The organism is Mycolicibacterium rhodesiae, from assembly GCF_002086695.1.
Classification (GTDB): domain Bacteria; phylum Actinomycetota; class Actinomycetes; order Mycobacteriales; family Mycobacteriaceae; genus Mycobacterium; species Mycobacterium rhodesiae.
Genome location: NZ_MVIH01000014.1, coordinates 1 through 14,748, shown reverse-complemented (window position 1 = coordinate 14,748; position 14,748 = coordinate 1). Strand labels below are relative to the sequence as shown.

Annotated in this window: 13 protein-coding genes; 5 read left to right on the top strand and 8 right to left on the bottom strand. The window is 68.0% G+C overall.

What is annotated here, in order from left to right; genetic code table 11:
- On the top strand, positions 1-2,289 hold the full coding sequence (locus tag BST42_RS22880) for a CaiB/BaiF CoA-transferase family protein (RefSeq protein WP_083121624.1): 2,289 nt from the start codon (positions 1-3) through the stop codon (positions 2,287-2,289).
- 1 nt (position 2,290) lies between these two features.
- Here the strand turns inward: BST42_RS22880 and BST42_RS22875 are convergent, their stop codons facing one another.
- The 4 genes from BST42_RS22875 to arcA are packed head-to-tail and all read right to left on the bottom strand — an operon-like array spanning position 2,291 to position 8,185.
- Positions 2,291-3,790, bottom strand: coding sequence for a flavin-containing monooxygenase (locus BST42_RS22875; RefSeq protein WP_083121623.1), 1,500 nt, complete (start codon positions 3,788-3,790; stop codon positions 2,291-2,293).
- Complete coding sequence (locus tag BST42_RS22870; RefSeq protein WP_083121622.1) at positions 3,787-5,532, bottom strand: flavin-containing monooxygenase; 1,746 nt, start codon at positions 5,530-5,532, stop codon at positions 3,787-3,789. The genes BST42_RS22875 and BST42_RS22870 overlap by 4 nt, the downstream gene beginning before the upstream one ends.
- Positions 5,529-7,007, bottom strand: a complete 1,479-nt coding sequence (locus BST42_RS22865) for an aldehyde dehydrogenase (RefSeq protein WP_110918731.1) — start codon at positions 7,005-7,007, stop codon at positions 5,529-5,531. Before BST42_RS22865 ends, BST42_RS22870 begins: the two co-directional genes overlap by 4 nt.
- Positions 6,980-8,185 carry an arginine deiminase gene (gene arcA, locus BST42_RS22860; RefSeq protein ID WP_083121707.1) on the bottom strand — a complete coding sequence of 402 codons (1,206 nt, stop codon included), beginning with the start codon at positions 8,183-8,185 and terminating at the stop codon, positions 6,980-6,982. Before arcA ends, BST42_RS22865 begins: the two co-directional genes overlap by 28 nt.
- Before the next feature lie 47 nt (positions 8,186-8,232).
- On the opposite strand from arcA, the gene soxR reads away from it, so the two are divergent.
- A complete protein-coding gene (gene soxR / locus BST42_RS22855; RefSeq protein ID WP_083121620.1) occupies positions 8,233-8,664 on the top strand; it encodes a redox-sensitive transcriptional activator SoxR in 432 nt (143 codons plus the stop codon).
- A gap of 44 nt (positions 8,665-8,708) precedes the next feature.
- Positions 8,709-9,305 (top strand): alpha-ketoglutarate-dependent dioxygenase AlkB, encoded by a 597-nt coding sequence (locus BST42_RS22850; RefSeq protein WP_083121619.1) that lies wholly within the window; start codon positions 8,709-8,711, stop codon positions 9,303-9,305.
- 2 nt (positions 9,306-9,307) lie between these two features.
- Here the strand turns inward: BST42_RS22850 and BST42_RS22845 are convergent, their stop codons facing one another.
- Both BST42_RS22845 and BST42_RS22840 read right to left on the bottom strand, forming a co-directional pair.
- Positions 9,308-9,967, bottom strand: a complete 660-nt coding sequence (locus BST42_RS22845; RefSeq protein WP_083121618.1) for a DUF5642 family protein — start codon at positions 9,965-9,967, stop codon at positions 9,308-9,310.
- Positions 9,968-9,986: 19 nt separating this feature from the next.
- Positions 9,987-10,688 (bottom strand): DUF5642 family protein, encoded by a 702-nt coding sequence (locus BST42_RS22840; protein WP_237159558.1) that lies wholly within the window; start codon positions 10,686-10,688, stop codon positions 9,987-9,989.
- A gap of 62 nt (positions 10,689-10,750) precedes the next feature.
- On the opposite strand from BST42_RS22840, the gene BST42_RS22835 reads away from it, so the two are divergent.
- On the top strand, positions 10,751-11,713 hold the full coding sequence (locus BST42_RS22835) for a bile salt hydrolase (protein WP_083121617.1): 963 nt from the start codon (positions 10,751-10,753) through the stop codon (positions 11,711-11,713).
- On the opposite strand, the gene BST42_RS22830 is transcribed toward BST42_RS22835, so the two are convergent.
- Positions 11,710-12,186 carry a TspO/MBR family protein gene (locus tag BST42_RS22830; RefSeq protein WP_083121616.1) on the bottom strand — a complete coding sequence of 159 codons (477 nt, stop codon included), beginning with the start codon at positions 12,184-12,186 and terminating at the stop codon, positions 11,710-11,712. The genes BST42_RS22835 and BST42_RS22830 overlap by 4 nt on opposite strands.
- A 63-nt stretch (positions 12,187-12,249) precedes the next feature.
- Positions 12,250-13,545 (bottom strand): PE-PPE domain-containing protein, encoded by a 1,296-nt coding sequence (locus tag BST42_RS22825; RefSeq protein ID WP_083121615.1) that lies wholly within the window; start codon positions 13,543-13,545, stop codon positions 12,250-12,252.
- A gap of 239 nt (positions 13,546-13,784) precedes the next feature.
- Here BST42_RS22825 and lpqN point away from each other — a divergent pair, with 239 nt between their 5' ends.
- Positions 13,785-14,498 carry an envelope biogenesis lipoprotein LpqN gene (lpqN, locus tag BST42_RS22820; RefSeq protein WP_083121614.1) on the top strand — a complete coding sequence of 238 codons (714 nt, stop codon included), beginning with the start codon at positions 13,785-13,787 and terminating at the stop codon, positions 14,496-14,498.
- Positions 14,499-14,748 lie beyond the last annotated feature (250 nt).

The window sequence follows — 14,748 nt, the reverse complement described above, 5'->3', positions numbered from 1 at the left end:
ATGACCTCTCCCCTGTCGGGTATCCGGGTGCTCGAGATCGGCGACCGGATCGCCACCGCCTACTGCGGCAAGCTGCTGCGCGACGCCGGCGCCGAGGTGGTGATGGTCGAACCCCCGACCGGTCATCGGCTACGCCGCTACCGGCCCACCGGCGTCGCGGCGCCCGAGGGCGACAGCCCGTTCTTCTCGTTCCTGGCCGGCGGCAAGCGCAGCATCGCCGGGCAGTCGGTCAGCGCCGCGCTGCTGGACTCCGTCGACATCGTCGTGCTCGGCGCCACCCCGCAGCAGGCCGCCGAGATGGGCCTCGGTCCAGACGAAATCGCCTGCTGCACAACACCAGTGGTCACGGTGTCGAACTTCGGTTGGAGCGGGCCGTGGACGGAGCTGCCTGCCACCGAATTTACCATGCAGGCCTGGTGCGGCTCGACCGGGTCACGGGGAGAGCCGGAGCGGCCGCCGATCGCCGTCGGCGGCGACCTTGGTGAGTTCATCGCCGGCAGCTACGCCGCGTTCTTCGCGCTCGCCGCGCACCGCGGTGGCGGCGGTTTCGACATGTCGGTGCTGGAAGCGATGACCACGTCGATGCAGGTGTTCTCCTGGCTGCGTAAGGAATTGATGCTCCTCGAGGTCGTCGGCCGTTCGACCGAGGTCCCGTCGGTGGAGCGCGCCAAGGACGGCTACGTCGGAATCTCGATGGCCACCGGTCAGCAGTGGCAGGACTTCTGCGCGATGGTCGAATGCCCGGACCTGGCCGACGTTCCCGAGCTGCGTTTCCAGGTGGGCCGCTGGGAACAGCGCGACCTCATCCGGGCCCGCATCGGCGACTGGTTCGCCACCCACACCGTCGCGGAGATCGTCGAACTGGCCGAGCTGTTCCGGATTCCGATGGCGGCCATCGGCAATGGTGAAACCCTTGCTGGGATGGACCATTTCGTCGCGCGGAAGTCGTTCGTCGATCATCCCGCGGGGTTCCTGGCGCCGGGGCCGCCGTGGCGGATGAGCCGCACGCCCGCACTGCCGCCGGCGTTACCTCCCGCTGTCGGTGACACCGTGGGTGGCTGGACGCCGCGGGACAAGACCACCGGCACGGGCCTGCCGCTCGACGGCGTCCGGATCGTGGATCTGACCGCGTTCTGGGCCGGGCCGGCCGCCACTCATCTGCTGGCGATGCTCGGTGCGGACGTGGTGAAGGTCGAGTCGGTGCAGCGCCCGGACGGGATGCGCTTCGCGGGCGGGTTCCGTGCCGACGTCGAACGATGGTGGGAGTACAGCTGGGTCTTCCACGGCGTCAACTCCGGCAAGCGCTCGGTCACCTTGGATCTGGAATCCGCCGACGGCAGAGCACTTTTCGGCCGGATGGTCGCCGAGGCCGACGTGGTGATCGAGAATTTCACCCCTCGGGTGATGGAGAACTTCGGGCTGGGATACGAGACGCTGCGCGGATTCAACGAGCAGATCATCGAGGTTCGCATGCCCGGGTTCGGGCTCGACGGCCCGTGGCGCGACCGGGTGGGCTTCGCGATGACGATGGAGCAGCTTGCGGGGCTGGCCTGGATCACCGGCTATCCCGACGGGCTGCCGACCGCCCCGCGCGGCGCGTGCGACCCGCTGGCCGGAGTGCACGCGGCGTTCCTCACGCTCGCGGCCTTGGAGTACCGCCGGCGCACCGGACAGGGGCAGCTGATCGAAGTGCCGATGATCGACGTGGTGCTCAACGCCAGCGCGCTGCAGGTCATCGAACGCGACGCCGCCGGTGTGGTGTTGACCCGCCGGGGCAACCGCGGGCACGAGTTCGCCGTGCAGAACGTCTACGCCTGCGCCGGGCATGATCAGTGGGTGGCGGTCAGCATCCGCCATGACGCCGACTGGACCGCGCTCACAGCACTTCTCGGTCACCCGAACTGGGCTCACGACGTGAGCTACACAGCCGATGCGGGCGACCTCATCGACGGCCATCTCGCCGAGTGGCTCGCGACCCGGCCCCGCGACGCAGCCGTCGCAGCATTGCTCGCCGCCGGGATACCCGCCGCACCCGTTCTGCAGCCACCCGATGTGATCGACAACCCCTCGCTGCAGGCACGCGGGTTCTTCCAGACGGTGTCACACCCGTTGTGCGGACCACTGCCCTACCCGCGGCCGCCGGTCACCGGACACTTCGTCGCCGAGGCGGCTCCGCTGCTGGGTCAGCACAACGCGGACATCTTCGGCGACGCATTGGGGTTGACGGATCAGGACCTGGCCCGCCTGGAGGCCGACGACGTGATCGGGTCTTGGCCGCTGGGACTCTGACTTACCGGTGGATCCAGTCCCCGGGCTTCAATCGCCAGGTGCGCCGGGCATATTCGATCTCGGTGTAGGGCCATTGCGTGACGATGCGACCATCGGGTGAGCGGAAGTAGCTGCCGCACTGCGTCCACACCGTCTGCTCGAGTTCGGCGGAGATCTCGTCGTTGAATCGCCGCTCGGCGTCCGGGTCCACCTCCAGCGTGCCGCCCTTGCGGCGCAGCCGCGCCACCGCGTCAGCGGCCAGGCGGGCCCCCGCCTCCAGGATGTAGACGATCGAATTGCCGCCCTGATTGGTGTTGGGCCCGTACAGCATCAAGAAATTGGGGAAGCCGCTGACCGCGACACCGAGGTAGGCGCTGGGGTCCTCGCCCCAACGGTCGTGCAGCGACTGTCCCCCGACGCCGGTGACCTCGATGCCGGCCAGGTACCGGCTGGTCTGGAATCCGGTGGCCAGCACGATGACGTCGGCCTCGATCGTCGACGAGGCGGTGCACACCGCGTCCTCGGTGATTTTTTCGATGGGTTCGGTCACCAACGACACGTGGTCCTGCTGAAGTGCGGCGTAGTAGTCGCCGCCGAGCAGCACCCGCTTACAGCGGAACGGATAGTCCGGGGTGAGCGCCTCGCGGAGCTCGTCGTCGGTGACGCTGCGGCGCAGGAACTCTTCGGCGATGCCCTGCCGCCCGGCCACCCGGGGGTCGTCGAGTCGCAGCGCCGTGTTGTCGTGCTGCTCCTTCCACAGCCGCCACCGCTCGCGGCGCGCTGCCCAGGGGATCCGACGGAAGCGGTCGAGTTGGTCGGCGGTGAACGCGCGATCGTCCTTGGGCACCATCCACGGCGGTGTGCGCTGGAAGACCGTCACCGCGGCGGCGTCTCTCGCGAGTTCGGGAACGACCTGCACCGCACTGGCTCCGGTGCCGATGACCGCTACCCGGCAGCCGGTGACGTCGGCGCGCGGGTCCCAGCGCGCGGTGTGCATGATCGAACCGCCGAAGTCCGTCAACCCGTCGATGTCGGGCAACTTGGGCTCACCGAACAGACCCACGGCGCTGATCACCACGTCGGCCGCGAAGGCGAAGCTGCTTCCGGTGCTGACTGATTCGAGGTCGAGATCCCACTGTTGAGCGCGTTCGCTCCAGCGCATGCTCCGCACCGCGGTGCCGGTCAGCACGTGCCGTTCCAGGTCGAAATCCTTGGCCACCGACTCCAGGTAGGCCAAGATCTCCGGCTGCCTGGCGTAGGTGCGACTCCAGTTGCGGTTGGGCGCGAAGGAGAACGAGTAGAGGTGGCTCTGGATGTCGCACGCCGCACCGGGATAGGTGTTCAGCCGCCAGGTGCCGCCGACTCCGTCACAGCGTTCGATGATCGCGATGTCGTCGACGCCGATGCGCCGCAACGCGACCGCGGCGGCCAGCCCTCCGAACCCGGCGCCGATGATCGCCACCCGCGGTGACCGCCGCCGCACCGCAGCTCGCAGTCTGCCCGTCAGGTATCGAGCTGTCATCGGAGGCCGCCGCGAGAGATCTCGAGCCCATCGAGCGCGCCGTCCTCCCGCCACGCGGCCAGGATGTCTGCGTATTCGGTTGGGGTGCCGTAGAAGAAGCTGCCCTGCCGGGTGGTGGCGTTGGCCTGCCCTTCCCGGTTGTAGTACCCCGGGGTGCAGTTCCGGGCGCGGTCCGCGGTCCCGGCGGATCTGCCTACCACGATGTCCACCCAGTTGTCCTCGGCGGCCGCCGTCGATTCAACGCGGGACACATTGCGCGACAAGGCCTCGGCGATGATCCATGCGACATGGGTGGCCTGGACGTCAAGCAGGTAGGGGAAGTTCACCGTGAAGCCCGACTGCGCGATGCTTTCGACGAAGAGGTTGGGAAAGCCTGCCACCATCAGACCGTGCAACGTCCGGACGCCGTCACGCCACTTGTCGGTCAATGTGCGTGCGTCGCGGCCGAGCACCTCGAACCCGGTGCGCCGGGCATACTCGGTGCCGACTTCGAATCCCGTTGCGAAGATCAGGCAGTCGAGTTCGTGCTCGATACCGTCGACCACGACACCGCGCTCGGTGATGCACTCCACGCCGCGGCCATGGGTGTCGACCAGAGTCACGTTGGGCCGGTTGAACGTTGCCAGGTAGTCGTCGTGGAAGCACGGCCGCTTGCAGAAGTAGCCGTACCACGGCTTGAGTGCCTCGGCGGTGTCGCGATCGGCCACGATCGCGTCGACGCGGGCGCGGACCTCCTCCATCTTCGCGAAATCGGCCAGCTCGCCATCCTGCATCACCAGCAGTGTCTTGACGATGCTGGTCCAGGCGTCGGCCACCAGGTCCTCGTCGGCGTCACCGCCTGCCGTCAGCTGCTGGAAGTTCTCGATGCGACGCCGTTGCCAGCCGGGTGCCAGCGTGGCGGCCCACTGCGCGTCGGTGGGCCGGTTGGCGCGGACGTCGACCGAGGACGGGGTGCGCTGGAACACCGAGAGATGACCTGCGGCACGCGCCAGGTGCGGAACGCACTGCACGGCCGTCGCACCGGTTCCGATGATCCCGATCCGCTTGTCGGCCAACAGTTCCAGGTCGTGTCCGGTGTAGTCGTAGTCCCACCGGCTGGTATGGAACGTGTGCCCGGCGAACGACGCGATGCCGGGGATGCCCGGGAGTTTCGGCTTCTGCAGGTATCCGTTCGCCATCGAGACGAACCGAGCGCGGATCGCATCACCGCGGTCGGTTTCCACGATCCACCGCTCGCTGCGCTCGTCCCACTGGATCTTCCGGACCTCGGTGTGCAGCAGGGCATTGCGATAAAGGTCGTAGTGCTCGGCGATGCGCCGGCAGTGCGCGAAGATCTCCGGGCCCTTGGCGTACTTCTCGGTCGGCAGATAGCCGACCTCCTCCAACAGCGGCATGTAGACGTAGGACTCGACATCGCAGGCGATGCCGGGGTATCGGTTCCAGTACCAGGTGCCGCCGACGTCGGCAGCCTTGTCGATCAGCCGGATGTCGGCGACGCCGAGTTCCCGCAGCCGGGCACCGGTCAGCAGACCGCCGAACCCGGCGCCGATGATCGCGACGTCGACCTCGTCGGTGACCGGCTCGCGGGGTTCTGGCGCACCGGACCACGGGTCGGACGCGAAGCCGGCGAAGTCACCGGCCACCTCGACGTACTGACCGATACCGTCTGGCCGCAAACGTATCTCGCGCTCCCGCGCATAACGGGCGCGCAGCGCGTCGGGATCGAACGGCAGTCCGGTCACGCCGTGCCCACCGCGGTGGCGATCACTTTGGTCTCGAGGTACTCGGAGAAGCCGGCGACCCCCATCTCACGGCCGTTGCCCGACTGCTTGTAGCCGCCGAACGGGGTGTCGGCCGAATACCACACTCCCCCATTGACACTGACCGTTCCGGTCCGCAGCCGCCCCGCCACCGCGGCCGCCCGCTCCGGGTCGGAACTCCACACCGCCGCGGACAGCCCGTACGGCGAGTCGTTCGCGATGGCCACCGCGTCGTCGTCACCGTCATGAGCCAGCACCACCAGCACCGGGCCGAAGATCTCCTCGCGGGCTACCCGTGCCGAATTGTCCAGGCCGCGAATCACTGTGGGAGCGATGAAGTACCCGCGGTCCAGCCCACCCGGGCGGCCCCCGCCGCAGGCGAACGATCCGCCTTCGTCCAATGCCAGGTCCAGATAACCCTGCACGCGGTCTCGCTGACGCGCCGAGATCAGCGGTCCGCACACCGTCGCGGGATCGGCCGGGTCGCCGACGGCGATACCGCCCATCGCTGCGGCGGCGGCGTCCACGGCCTCGTCGTATCGGTTGCGCGGCACCAGCAACCGAGTGGTGAACGCGCAGCCCTGGCCGGCGTGCCGAGACACCGCGACGGCGGCCGCGCCGCACGCTCGGCCCAGGTCGGCGTCGTCGAGCACGACGAACGCCGACTTGCCCCCCAGTTCGAGGCAGACCTTGGTGATGTTGCGGGCCGCAGCGGCCATCACGGCGGCACCGGTGGTCGTCGACCCGGTAAAGGAGACCACGTCCACCCGGGCGTCCTGGCACAACTGCGCACCGAGGCCGGGATCGGCGCCGGTCACGATGTTGACCACACCCGGCGGAAAGTCGGTGTGCTCGGCGATGATCCGGCCGATGTGAGCGGCGCACCACGGGGTCTCGGGAGCGGGCTTGAGGACCACGGTGTTGCCTGCCGCCAACGCAGGTCCGAGCTTGGCGAGGTTGATCTGGTGCGGGAAGTTGAACGGCGTGATCGCACCGACGACCCCATACGGCTCGCGTACCAGCCAGCGCTGCGTCGCTATCCCCATCGGGGATGCCATCCCGAGATCAGTTGTCCACGAATAGCTTTCGGCGGTGTCGGCCGGGAATGCCAGATCGTTGACCGGGCCTTCAAGGTGCGAGCCGTACGTGAAGGTCACCGGGGCGCCCACCTCGGCGACGGTGACCGAGCGCAGCTCCTCGATCTCGTCGGTCAGAGCCGCATGCAGTTGGCGCAGGCAATGCACCCGCAGCGCCACATCCCGAGCCCAGTCGCTGTGATCGAACGCGGCACGGGCGGCAGCGATGGCCCGATCCATGTCGGCGGTGTCCGCGTCTGCGGCCGGGCCGATCTGCTCCTCGGTCGCCGGATTCACGGTGCCGAATATCCCCGCGCCGCCGGGGACCAGCTTCCCGTCGATCAGCAGATCGGTCACGATGGGTCCCGGGCCACCGGACATGACATGCACCGCGGACCGCCGCGACCGGTGCCGAGCTCGGAGGCCGCGATCGGCAGCACCTCGATACCTGAATCCTGCAGCCGGGCATTGGTTTCGGTGTTGCGTTCGTAGGCGACGACGACGCCGGGCGCCACCGCGAGGGTGTTGTTGCCGTCATCCCATTGCTCGCGTTCGGCGGTCACCGGGTCAAGCCCGGTGTCGATGACGCGCAGCGCCGTTCCCATCGCATCGGCGGCCGCCTTGACGAACGGCGCCTCGTCGAGGATCTTCACCCCGTCGGGTGTCCGTTTGATGGTGAACGCCGACAGCGAGTCACTGATCGCCGGGTACATCACGACTGCGTCGACGTCGACCATCGTGCAGACGGTGTCCAGGTGCATCTGGGCCCGCTCCTGGGCGATCGGGACGGCCAGCACCGTGTGAGCCAACCCGTCGTCGAACAGGCTGCGCGCCAATGCTTCCGCACCCGCCGGGGTCGTGCGCTCTCCCACTCCGACGGCCACCACGCCGGGCGAGAGCAGCAGCACGTCGCCGCCTTCCACCGGCGCGGTGTGCGATTCGTAGGCACGACGCACACCGAGGAAACGCGGGTGATGGGCGTAGATGAGGTCGGTGAGTGAGGTTTCGCGCATCCGCGCGGGCAGGGCCAGCGAGGTGATGGCCACCCGAGGGCCGATCCAGAACGACGAGTCGCGGGTGAACAACAGGTTCGGCAGCGGCTCGATGACGAAGTCGCCGCCGTGATGCATCAACCGGACCAGTGACATGTCCGACGTTGTGCCCGAAGGCATTTCGGTGAATGTCATGCCCGCCATCAGCACATGCGCCAGCGCCGCCGGCTCCAGGCTGCGCAGGTAGGCCGAAAGCTCCTGCGCCAGAGGCAATCCCAGCCGGCGCGCATCGACCGCCGCGGAGATACCCTGCATCCTGGCCGCTCCGCTGCTCAGCGCCTCGGTGAGCAGGTCGGACAGCAACAGCACTTCCACCCCCCGCGACCGCAGCAGATCGGCGAACGCATCGTGCTCCTGCTGGGCCCGCGCCACCCACGGCAGACCGTCGAACAGCAGTTTGTCGTTGTTGCGTGGGGTCAGCCGCTGCAGTTCGGCACCGGGACGGTGCAGGATGACGACCCGCAGCGTCCCGACCTCGGAGTTGGAGCCAAGTACGGCGGCAGTCACGAATAGCACCGTAACAACACCTGCGTCAGCTCATCTATCGTCGAGGAGTGACCGAGCACGAACTGGGGCCCGGCGAGCTCGCGGCGCGAGCCGGAGTGGCGATCTCGGCACTGCACTTCTACGAGCGCGAGGGCCTGATCAGCAGCCGCCGAACCTCGGGCAACCAGCGGCGATACCCGCGCGACACGCTGCGGCGGGTGGCCTTCATCAGGATGTCCCAGCGCCTTGGCATCCCCCTGGCCAGGGTCCGCGAAGCACTGGCCACGCTGCCGACCGACCGGGTTCCCACCAGCCGGGACTGGGCGCGGCTGTCGGCGGGCTGGCGCGACGACCTCGACGAGCGGATCGACCACCTGCAGCGGTTGCGCGACAACCTCGCCGACTGCATCGGTTGCGGTTGCCTGAGCCTGCGCAGTTGCGCGCTGTCCAACCCCGAAGACATCCTCGCCGGACACGGTCCCGGGGCGGCAAAACTCTAGCTTCGAAGCTTCAGCGTCGAACAGATGTGCGATATCCTCGTGCTGTGTCTGTCCCGGTTCAGGGCGCGCTGTTCGAGCACAGTGAGCGCCGCGAGCTTGGTGCCGGCGCGTGGATCGACATGCGCTCGGCATGGGTCGACGACGCCGATGCGTTGTTCGACTCCCTGCTCGACGACGTCGCCTGGCGCGCGGAGCGTCGGCAGATGTATGACCGGGTCCTCGACGTTCCACGCCTGGTCAGCTTCCACGATCTGCTCACCGAACCGCCCCCGAACCCCGCCATAACGAAGCTGCGCCGTCGCCTCAACGACGTCTATGCCGGCGAACTGGGCGAACCGTTCACCAGTGCCGGGCTGTGCCTGTACCGCGACGGCGCCGACAGCGTGGCTTGGCACGGCGACACCATCGGCCGCAGCAGCACCGAGGACACCATGGTGGCGATCGTCAGCCTCGGCGCCACCCGGGTGTTCGCGCTGCGGCCCCGCGGCGGCGGCCAGTCGCTGCGGCTACCGCAACACCACGGCGACCTTCTGGTGATGGGCGGTTCGTGCCAACGAACCTGGGAGCACGCCGTTCCCAAAACCGCGCTGCCCAAAGGACCGCGGATCAGCATCCAGTTCCGCCCGCGCGACGTGCGCTGAGGTCAGCCCCGGATGGCGTTGACGCCGGCGACCAGCAGATCCCGGGCCCGCCCGGTGTTCACCGGCACCACCGGCTTGTCGGGCACCACCAGCGGGTTGGCGCTCACGATCACCTGATAGACGCCGAAATGGGCGGAGTAGTTGTACGTCTCGCCGGTGCGCGCCTGGTTGTTGACCACCGCCTGCAGCACGCGGTGGACGCCGAGGGTCTTGGTGCCGTCGATCGTGGGCGCCTCGACCGACTCCACCAACCCGCGCAGCGCGCTGCCGGTGAAGGTGACCTTGCGGCAGTCCGGCCCGGGCTCGGTCACCGGCACTGCCGAATCGGTTTCGACGGCGATCACGATGAAGCGGTTGCCCTGGCCCTCGGCCGACACAGCGGCCATGTTGCCCTGGGTGCCCTGTGGCACGAGTTGTCCGGTCGCGTACTTCGCACACGACGGCGGATCGAAGGTCAGGCCGTCGGGCAGTTTCTGGCCGGCCAGCACCTGCGGGTCGATTCCGGTCTTGGCCACCTCGGAGACCGTGAAGTCCGGGCCGAAGCTCGACTTCACCGTCGTCACCTTGGCGATATCGGCCTTCGGTTCGGCTGGTGCGCCCGATGAGCACGCCACCGCCAGTCCGGCGCACAGCACTGCGACGACCGCGCCGGGTTTCAACATCGTGGCCAATGTACCTGCCTCAGCCGCGCAGGGCAGCGACCGTCGCGACCAGAAGATCGCCGACGGAACGGGAATCCAGTGCCGGATGCGGTGATCCGGGATCGGTGACGAGGGTGACGTAGACGACGTGGCCGCCGACGTAGGCCTGCGCGGTGACGGCCTGGCCGTCTGTCTCGGTGCCGGACTCGACGACGGTGCGGGTGGTGACCGACATCGCGACGGTCAGGACACCGTCGATACTTGGCGCTTCGGACGCGGGCGCCAGGGTCACGTCACCGGTGGTGTGCGCGAACGTCATCGTCCACCGGGCGCACTCACCGACCACCGCGTCATCCGGCGCCGGTTGGGTGGGTACGGCGACAACGACGTAGACGGTTCCGCCTGCCCCGGATGCCGAGTAGCCCCGTGCACCGGGATCGGCGGGGGCCGGGTCCGCGAGCGCCGCGCACTGCGGCGGGGCTGCCGTCCACCCGGATCCGAACCCCCACAAGCCCGCAGCGCTCACCGGCCCCGCCACGTCGGCAACCTCGTAGCCGGCCGGGAGCGACGACCGGATGCGTTTGATATTGGCCGGATTGATCGCCCCGGCGTCGGGTGCCGACGGCGATGAGGACGACGACGGCGGCGGCGGCGGCGGCGAAGTGGGTTTCGCGCACGCCGCCGGACCGAGTCCCGTCGCCAGGCACAGTGTCGTCGTCAGGCAGACGATCAGCCGCCGCACGGGGCTTTGATACCACTGATCGTTCGGCTGATGCGCGTGCCTCGCGGGCTAACCTGTCAGCCATGTGTACTCGGGTGCTGTGGAACACCAATGACCTAGCGGTTCTGACCGGGCGCTCGATGGACTGGCCGGAGTCGACGCAGCCGTTGATCGTCGGATTTCCCCGCGGGCGGGACCGCGACGGCAGCAAGCCGACCGGAATCGTCGCCGACCCGAATCCGCTGCGCTGGACGAGCCGCTACGCCAGCCTGGTGACGACCGTCTACGGACTGGGCACCGTGGACGGCCTCAACGAGGCGGGCCTGGCCGGCCACGGGCTGTACCTGAACGAGACGGACTTCGGCCCGCGCGACCCGGCGAAACCCGGGGTGCAGGCCGGATTGTGGTTGCAGTATCTGCTGGATCAGGCGGACACCGTCGCCGAGGCGTTGCGACTGATGGAGGAGATCCAGCTGGTGAAGGTGTCGGCGCATGGACGTGACGCGAACCTGCACGTCGCCCTCGAGGACGCCGGTGGCGACTCGGCGATCATCGAATTCGCCCAGGGCAAGGCGGTGGTCCACCACGGCCGCCAGTTCACGTTGATGACCAACGATCCCACCTACGACGAGCAGCTGAATCTGCTGTCCCTGCAAGACTTTTCCCACCCGAGCCGGGAGATGCCGTTGCCGGGAAACGTCAACCCGGTCGATCGGTTCCAGCGTGCCGCCTACTACAGCGCCCTGCTGCCCACCCCGAATTCACAGCGCGAGGCGATCGCGAGCGTGATGGCGATCATGCGGAATGTGTCGGTTCCGTTCGGCGCTCCCTACGGCGACTTCGGCGTCTACAACACCGAATACCGGACAGTGACCGACCTGACCAACCGGATGTACTTCTTCGAGTTGACCACCAGCCCCAACGTCGTGTGGGTCGACATGGACCGGTTGAAGCTCGACGACACGCCGGTCGCGGTCGACCCCTACGACGAATCGCTGATCGGCGACATCACCGACCGCTTCGCGCCGCGTGAGATGGCGTTCTAACGGTTGAGGCGCCAGATGTCGGTCGACATCAGCGTCGCGAACGAGCACCACAACGGGTAGGGCGCCAGCGCCGCCCCGAGCTTCGGGTCCGCGGCGGCCGACCGGCGCGCCAGGTCGGCGCTGCTGACCGCGAGTGCGCCGGCCGCCACCGCTGACGGTCCGAGCTTGTGGGACTTGAAGAACAGCCAGCTCCAGCCGGCATTCAGCACCAGGTTGACGCCGAGCGCGCCGATGTAGGCCCGCGCCTTGGCTTCCTCACCGTTGGCCCAGAGCTTGTCGATCGTCGCCGCCGACGTCACGGCGATATCGGCATACAGCGTCGTCCACGCCACCGGGAACACGGCGTTCGGTGGAACGTAGCGGGGTTTACGAATCCGGGGATACCAGGTCTCGACACCGGAGCGGCTGGCGATGCTGCCGGCCACGGCGGCCGCGGCGGTGGCCAATGAGGTTGCGACGATGGACTTTCCCATGGCGCCAACTTACCCATGCGCAAGATCGGCAAACGCGTGCCTTCACGGGGCGTCACACAGTGGTCAGAACCGGGCCCGGTGGCGACCGACGCCGGAGTGCGCCGGGGTGGCGTTTGCGGCGGGCGGTCGCTGCGATCGGGCCGGTTGTGTGCGGGGTCTGTGGCCTGCGGCACCGGATGGCCGTGCGGTGGCGCGGCGGGTGGCCGGCGCCGGACTGCTCGGCGGTGGCCCGCCGGGCGGCGTTGCGCCGCCGACGCCGAACGGTCCCGCAGGCGTCGTTCCGAGTGGCCGCCCCAACCCAGCCTCTTGCAGCCCGTCGTCGACTCCGACGGGGATCGCGGCGAGGAGGTCGCGGACCATGGTCGCCGGGTCTTTCGGATTCGCCAGCGTCGCCGGGGTCGGCTCGCCGGGATTGATGGTTCGGTCGTAGGCCCACTCGACGATCACCCGCAGGGGGGCGTCGAGGACGTCGAGGATCGGTCCCGGCACCCCGAGTTGAGCGAGCGGCATCAGCAGCGGCAGGCGCCGGGTCGGCAGCAGGTAGTACGTGGTGTCGCCGGTGGTGCCCTGATTGATCGCGCCGGCGGCGGACACGACGTAGTGCTGGTGCAGGTAGGCGATTCCGGCCAGCGCGTTGAGGTCGGCCAACAGGTTCAGCGGCCGTCGCGGGAAGTCGGCCCAGCCGTCGTACTGCTGCGCGATGTCGGCGGTGAGGAACCGGCAGTTGGTGCCGTCGGCATCGCAGCTGTCGGTGGGGGCCGCCCCGTCGAACGTGACCGCCAGGATGGGGATGTAGAAGCCCGCAAAGCGTTCGAGGAAGCCTCCGTTCGGCCGGTTCGGATTACTGACGACCACGAACGAGACTGTCGGCGTGGCGCCGACGGAGGCGCGGTACTGCGCGATGAGGTCGCGCTTGACGATCGATGCGATCCTCGCGCTCTGCGAATACCCGAACACCACGTAATCCGACGCGGGCGCGTCGGCGCCGAGATGTCGCGCCTCGCAGGACGTCCGGCCCTGCAGGCAGTTACCCAGATTGTCGGCACCTGCCGCCACAGACGCATCGAAGTGGTCCGCGCCGGCCACCGGCCAGAACTGTTCGGGGGTGCCGACGGCGACCCGGTGGTAGGTGCCGGGGTCAGACGAATCGGCCCGCACCGCGCCGGTGGGGGCGATGAAGAGATCGAGCGCGTCCTGCGTGAACTGGTCGACGAAATCCGGGGATTCGCCCACCAGAGGGTGTCCCGTGCCGCCCATGATCAGGGCGGTGGTGGCCGCCAGCTGAACAGTGACGGTCAGCATCGCCGACGCGACGACGCTCGACACGGCCAGGCACAGCAAGCGCACAACGCTGCCCACGGCGCCCCCCACACGCCAGGCGCACCGCCCATGGTGGCTTCACCCGACCCACCACCGCGACCACGCTGCGCCATTGCAATTTCGCGGCCTCAGCCCATGGTGCGCCTGTTTCTCCAGTGCCGTGGCAAAAGCGGTTTCACAAAGATTCATGTGGTTTCGCTGTGAAGGGCACTAAGCTGCTCAATCGAATTTGGTTGATCGCTGGCGACAGCGCGCCACAACAAAGGAGAACTCGTTCGATGAACAAGATGACGGCGGTAGCCACGGCGGGCCTGGCCGCCGTTTCCTTGAGTTTCGCGCTCGTCGGCTGCGGTTCTGACAGCAAGAACGACAGCAAGACGTCGACCTCCACGTCGACGTCGACGTCCACCGAGACATCGACCTCGAAATCCACTGAGACATCGGCGAGTCCGGCGCCGGCCGCGGGCACGAACAAGACCATCCAGGATTACCTGAAGGAGAACCAGATCACCGAGACGCCGGTCAAGCGTGGCGATCCCGGTTCCCCCAACATCGATCTGGCGATGCCGCCGGGGTGGTCGGACGCCGGCCAGCAGACCCCGGACTGGGCTTACGGGGCGATTGTCTTCGACAACCCGCAGGACAAGAACGATCCGCCGAGCATCATCGCGATCGTCTCCAAGTTGACCGGCAACGTCGACCCCAAAAAGGTTCTCGAGTTCGCGCCGGGTGAGCTGCAGAACCTGCCGGGGTGGACGCCGCTCGGCGACGGCGCCAACAAGAGCACCCTGAGCGGTTTCGACGCCGTTCAGCTCGGTGGCAACTACACCAAAGACGGCAAGAAGCGGATCATCGCCCAGAAGACGGTCGTGATTCCCGGCCAGGACGGTCTGTATGTCCTGCAGATGAACGCCGACGCGCTGGACGGCCAGGAGGGTCCGCTGATGGACGCCACCAACATCATCGACGAGAAGACGACGATCACTCCCTGATCGGTGTCGTGAGGCGGCTCTCGGTGCGTGCGTCGCGCGCCGGCAGCCGTTTTTGCGATTGGGGGTTGGCGCCAATTTGATTGTGGCTGACGAAGAATCGGCCCGATGAGTACGCGGCCAGCCAGCTGAAGTAGTAGGCGTTATCCCCAGTTCCGCGATTGTCCACAGATCATCCTGTTGCCTCATGTCAAGATGCGCGTGTAGTGCTGTTGGTTGCCTCACGTGAGAGTGCGCGCTTGGGAAGTTGCGC